Source organism: Nonomuraea sp. NPDC059194, assembly GCF_042754765.1.
In the GTDB taxonomy this organism is placed as follows: domain Bacteria; phylum Actinomycetota; class Actinomycetes; order Streptosporangiales; family Streptosporangiaceae; genus Nonomuraea.
The window spans coordinates 1-5894 of record NZ_JBHZBH010000091.1 but is presented as its reverse complement, the minus strand read 5'-3'; the positions used below and the strand labels follow the sequence as shown (position 1 = coordinate 5894).

Here is a 5894-nt window from a genome sequence, read left to right as displayed (position 1 = left end):
AGCCGCGTCCGTAGCCCGGCAACGAGCCCGTGGCCTGCTCTCCTCCTGCAGCGCAAGCGATCAAAGGGACATCAACTCGCGAACCGCCCTCTGAGACCAGCATCACTTACGCGCTTGCGGATGGTTCCTTCAAGACAGAGATCGCTGCGGGACCCGTCCGGACCAAGCAAAATGGTGCGTGGGTGCCGATCGATACCAGTGTCTTCCAGCAAGGCGATGTCCTGCGGCCTAAGGCGCTCTCGTCGGCGATCTCGGTAACGGTTGCCAACGGAGGCGCGGGGCCGTTCGCGACGATGACCACGCGCGACGGGCAGTCCTACGCCTTGCGGTGGCCGACGCCGCTGCCGACGCCCACTGCGAACGGCAATAAGATCACTTTTGCTGACGCGGCCGGAAGGGGCGCAGATCTTGTCGTCACTGTTCTGGCGACCGGGTTCCGACACGACGTCGTGGTCCGCGAGCGGCCAGCTAAGCCGCTGGAGATCCGCATCGGTGTGGAGACGTCAGGGCTGACGCTGTCCAAGGCCAAGGACGGCCGACTTGTCTTGAAGAACAAGGCGGGCAAGGAGGTGGCCTCCGCGCCGGAGCCGGTGATGTGGGATGCCGCCGCAGGCACGGGCAGCAAGCCTGGCCGGGGCAAGCACGGCTCGATCTCTACCAAGGTGGAGAAGGCCGATGGCGGCCAGGTGCTGGTGCTGCGGCCGGACCCGAAGTTCGTCGCGGACTCGTCCACCAAGTTGCCGATCACGGTGGACCCGACCACCACGCTGACCGTGCTGTCGGATGCGTGGATCTCCGACTACGGCACCGAGGGATCCGGCACCTACCACAACGACGAGTTGTGGGCGGGCATGTGGGACGCCGAAGAAGCACAGCCATATGTGGAGCGCGCGTTTCTGAAGTTCGACACCGCCGCGCTGGCCGGGGTGAATGTGTCGGCCGCCACTCTCAACATGCGCCGCATTGACGCCGTAGGCTGCGGCGACGCCCTATCCGGGGTCAAGGTCCAGCGGGTCACCGCTGCCTGGGCCGATACCCAACTGACGTGGGCGAACCAACCGGCAACGACCACGGACGGCGAAGCCGTCGCTCACGACTACACCACCTGCGCCGCGCCGGGACCGGTGGACTGGAACCTCACCGCGATGACGCAGGCCTGGGCCTCCGGCACCGCGAACCACGGGATCATGCTGCGCGGCGTCGATGAAGCCGTCACGGGCGGCAGGCCGTACTACGACCGGGCGTTTGGGTCCTCCGACCACGCCACCACCAAGCCCTCGTTGAGTGTCACCTACACGCTCGACTCCAACCCCACCGCGGGACAGTTGCAGATCAGCCCTGCCACCAGCGGAGGCGGCACCGTGACCGCCACCTCGCTCACCCCGCAACTGGCTGCCACCGTCACCGACACGGTCGGCGGCACCTTGACCGGCGAGTTCGAGATCGAACACGATCCCGTAGCGACGGGGCAGGGCAGCGGCCAGATCTGGACCGGCGCGTCTCCTGCTGCCACTTCCGGCAGCCAGGCAAGCGTTACCGTCCCGGCTGGGAAACTGGTCGACGGCTGGAAGATCCGCTGGCGTGCCCGCGCCGTCAACACCGGCACATCCGCGGTCTCGGCATGGTCGGCGTGGCAGTTGGCTACGGTTGATGTGCCCAACCCGACGGTGGCCGGCCTCCAGGTCACGCCCTCGACCCAGGTTGACGGCGTGACCGTGACTACCAGCTTGACGCCCAGTCTGCACACCGCGGTTACGGACCCCGGCGGGCAGCCGGTTCGAGCCGAGTTCGAGGTGGAGCACGACCCTGCCGCTACCGGGCAGGGTACCGGTCAGGTCTGGGCAGGTGGCGTCGACAACGTCGCCTCCGGAAACCAAGCAACTGTCACCATCCCCACAGGCAAGCTGACCGACGGCTGGAAGATCCGCTGGCGCGCCCGCGCGGTGAACCCGACCACCTCGGCCTCCTCACCGTGGTCGCAATGGCAGAGCGTGACGGTTGACATCTCCGACCCGGTATCCGAACCGGCTGTGGCGGCTCTGCAGGTGAATCCGTCCCAGGTCATCGATGGGAAGGTCCACACCGCCTCGCTCACCCCGAGCCTCCTGGCGCAGGTCACCGACCCGGTTGGGGGAACGCTCAGGGCCGAGTTCGAGGTCGAGCACGACCCTGCCGCCACCGGGCAGGGTACCGGTCAGATCTGGGCAGGTGGCGTCGACAACGTCGCCTCCGGAAACCAAGCAACTGTCACCATCCCCACAGGCAAGCTGACCGACGGCTGGAAGATCCGCTGGCGCGCCCGCGCTATGTCGCCGACGGCGGCATCGGCCTGGTCAGACTGGCAGTCGTTGACTGTCAGTGTCCCCAAGCCGACCATCAGTGACCTGAAGATCGACCCTGCTGCCGTCAGTGACGGCACGACCCTCGTTACCAGCCTCACACCGACGGTGAAGGCCACCCTGACACATCCGGCAGGCCTGCCAATGCGGGCCGAGTTCGAGGTCGAGCACGACCCTGCCGCCACCGGACAGGGCACCGGTCAGATCTGGGCAGGCGGCGTCGACAACGTCGCCTCCGGCAGTCAAGCCAGCCTCACCATCCCGACAGGAACGCTGACTGACGGATGGAAGATCCGCTGGCGCGCACGCGCCGTTGGCGCGGATTCGGCATCGCCCTGGTCAACTTGGCAGGACGGCACCGTCCGTCTGACTCAGCCCGGCCAGGAGCCCCTCGCACAAACAAACGGACCCGTGATCCGCACCGACCAAAGCTTCACCGCCGCCGCATGGCTGCGATGGAGTGACAAGGAAGGCGACTACAACGTAGTCGAGCAGAGGGGAGCCCACCAGGCGCCCTTCCGCCTCGGCAACACTCCTGACCGTGGACTGGTATTCACTCTCACCGACGGCGACGCTGCCGACGCGACTGTCGAGGGTGTGGTCTCCAACGTCGAGTCACCTGTCGGCGAGTGGTTCCATCTGGCAGGCGCATACGATGCGACTACCAAGACCGCCTCGCTGTACCTCAACGGAGTCCTCGTTAAGAGCGTGCCGGTCAGTCTCACCCCGTGGAACGCAGACGCCGCCATGACCCTGGGCAGCAGGATTCAGGGCGACCTCGACGAGGTGCAGATCTACCAGCGGGTACTCGACGCCGGTGAGATCGCCGAACTCCTGACGGCCCCCGTTTCGCAGTCGTCTCGGGTGGACAGCCCTTCGGCATCGCCTGCTCAGAGCACGTCCTCCTCGGCGGAGCCACCCGCCTCCAAGTTCAAGTATGAGCATCCTTCCTTGGAGGACTGCGAAGTCACCTCCCGGCTCACCGGTCCTATCTCCCGCAGGCTGGAACGCCCCTACGCCATGTGCTGGTCCGCCTGGATCGGGTACACGGGCTGGGAAGAGGAGGATGTCGACGGCGTCAAGAGGCGCAAGCCAGCGGACTGGACCAAGATCCTGCCTCATCCGCTGCTGAAACTCGGGGCGAAGCTGGTCAACCAGCTACACCCCGGCGACGTATTCGCGTTTCGGGCGACCTGGGTTGCGCACGGCTATCTGGGCGACAGGACAGGTCGTGCAATCCAGGATGGAGGCGCCGGATCTGCTGGCCTGACACCGCAGGACATGAAGTTCTGGTTGAAGCTGTCCGAGTTCGGCATCTACAACACGGGCGTTCGGCGTGCCTCGTTGGATGACGAGATGGACGAGGCTGTGATCCGATTCGGTCTCGACACGACGCCGGGCTGCGGAGTCGACGGCGGGCCAGTCGATCAGCTCAAAACGGTCGCGCAGTGGCGTGGGACATACCTCGAGCACTTGATCCGGGCACAGAAGCAGGCCGCCAACCACGACAGGGAAGTCTGCTCCATCCTGCCGGCGATCACAGGGCATGAAGACAAGAGGGGCAGACTACGCCTGTGGGATCAGGAGATTCTCAATCCCTTGGGCAAGCGGCTCGGCGTTATACAGTGGGGGCAAGGTATACCCCAGAACGACGAAATCGGCGCCCCGACCTTCCGGTGTGACTGGAGGCACGCAGGACCCATTGATGACCCGCGTATCGGCGGATGTGTCAACATCAGGGCGGACCGCGTCTTCACAATGTCCAAGAGCAAGGATCACAACTTTCGATTCGTCATCGAACACATCGAAAAGGCGCTGGATAAGAACAGGAACGCTGACACCAATCCGCCCTACCGTCCGGGTGACACAACCAAGGGCCGGGAGAACGTCGAATTCCCGCCGCTGAGGGAAAAGACCGGCACCGAGCTGCCGAAGGTGATTCCAGGAAATTATGCGGCGGCCCTGGGATCTGCCGAAGGCGAACCTTTGTGGAGGGCGTCCGTGCGCGGCCATGACGAGAACCGCGAGGTCTTCTCCAGGCACAAAGTCACGGCGAACGGCATCGGCGAGGACGGCGTTCCCTACCAATTCTCTCTCGGGAATAGTTGGGGGTCCAATTACTGCAAATACTACGATGAGAAGCTGTATCTGCAGCACGGCAACGGGGCGCTCCGGTGCGATGAGTATCCATTCGCCTCGACCGAGCAGGGGGCTGCCAAAGACAAAATTAACTACTCAGTAAAGGCGGTATTCACCAGTCACAATGACCGTCATGGCACTGCACTGTCGATCTTCTACGGCGCTTATCGGGTCATCAAATACGATCCCGAAAAGACGCCCGTAAAGGTCAGCGACAACCCCTTCTGGGTAAGAATCGTGGATTAGACCACGGATGATCTAGCGCAGCCCCCTCATTGATGGAGGGTCGGACAGTCGACCGTTCCCCAACTGTCCGACCCTCCTGGCGGTCGAATAAAAAGGAGAAAGGGAGTCTCAATGAACGCTTTCCCTCAAGAAGACCAGTGGCAGCTTCTGACCGAGCACGGTATTCAGGGCGGATTTCACGGTCTGTGGGTGGAGGGAAACGATCTAGATGAAATCGTCCGTCAGGTTCGAGCCGATCCCCACTCGCGGGTGGAGTGTGACCTGCAAGCGTTGCTCGAGATGCTTCCGGGGCAAGGAGGCGACACGATCTGGACCGGCCCTGTGGCGTCTGGCTGGACGCACATCCTCGCCTTCGGCTGGTATCCGAACCATCCTGCGATTCGCAATCTGGGAAGGCGTCGCGTCTTCGAGATCCACTATCAAGGGGAACTCTCTGATCTGGAGCCCCTGAACCTGTATTACGATGGCGTCTATATCGGAGATGTTACTCCGCCCTATGAGGAGGGCGGCGATATGTATCTCCCCGATTACCGGCAATACGCAAACGGGTTGGCGCTCGGCGACAAACCAACTCTCGAACGATGTGTCCATCTCATGCTGTGTATGGTGGGCCGGATTACTGGCCATTTTCTCGATCGAGACTGGTTTGGAGCAACTCGCACTATGTACCGCATCCCAGAGAGCTCTTGGGGTGACAGCTGGTAGTGGAGCTCTTCGCGTGAGATCGGGAATACGGGTGACTAGGGGATCGCATCACCGGGCCGAAGGGTCGCAGCCACGCAAGTATTGCTACACAACCCGCCATAGTAGCTGGGAATTGTCGGTCGGCCAAGCGTCGTCCGCTCATCGGTAGCACGGCCGCATGATGAGTCTTTCACGATTATTCACCCGCCAATCATGCGGGTCTTGCTCTTCTCGGCCACATCGAGCCCTCCAAGCATCTTGGCCTGATGCCGGTAAGCCCCTTAACTCGTAGTGCGCCTGCTGGGCGCACGAAAAGGGCTCAGTCAGCCCGTCTCCTCAAGCAGTTGTCGTTAGGATGTGGTCCCAGGCAAGGGCCCGCTCGGTTGTTTAGCCTCGATGACTCACGCCTTGACGGTGTCGGCTGAGTCAATCGGCACGGCGGAAGTTTCCGCCTGATCATCCTTTTCTGTGTGTCCGGCTGGGTGG

2 protein-coding genes are annotated in these 5894 nt (G+C 63.2%); both read left to right on the top strand.

All coding sequences use genetic code 11. The features are described 5' to 3' along the window. The first annotated feature begins 182 nt into the window (after window positions 1-182). Window positions 183-4724: a DNRLRE domain-containing protein gene (locus ACFXJ8_RS43755; RefSeq protein WP_379651461.1), complete on the top strand. Its 4542-nt coding sequence runs from the start codon at window positions 183-185 to the stop codon at window positions 4722-4724. Window positions 4725-4835: 111 nt separating this feature from the next. Next, window positions 4836-5429 carry a hypothetical protein gene (locus ACFXJ8_RS43750; protein WP_379651459.1) on the top strand — a complete coding sequence of 198 codons (594 nt, stop codon included), beginning with the start codon at window positions 4836-4838 and terminating at the stop codon, window positions 5427-5429. Window positions 5430-5894: the final 465 nt, after the last annotated feature.

Coding starts and splice junctions, on each gene's coding strand:
- ACFXJ8_RS43750 (WP_379651459.1), top strand. CDS start 4,836: ATGAACGCTTTCCCTCAAGAAGACCAGTGGCAGCTTCTGACCGAGCAC.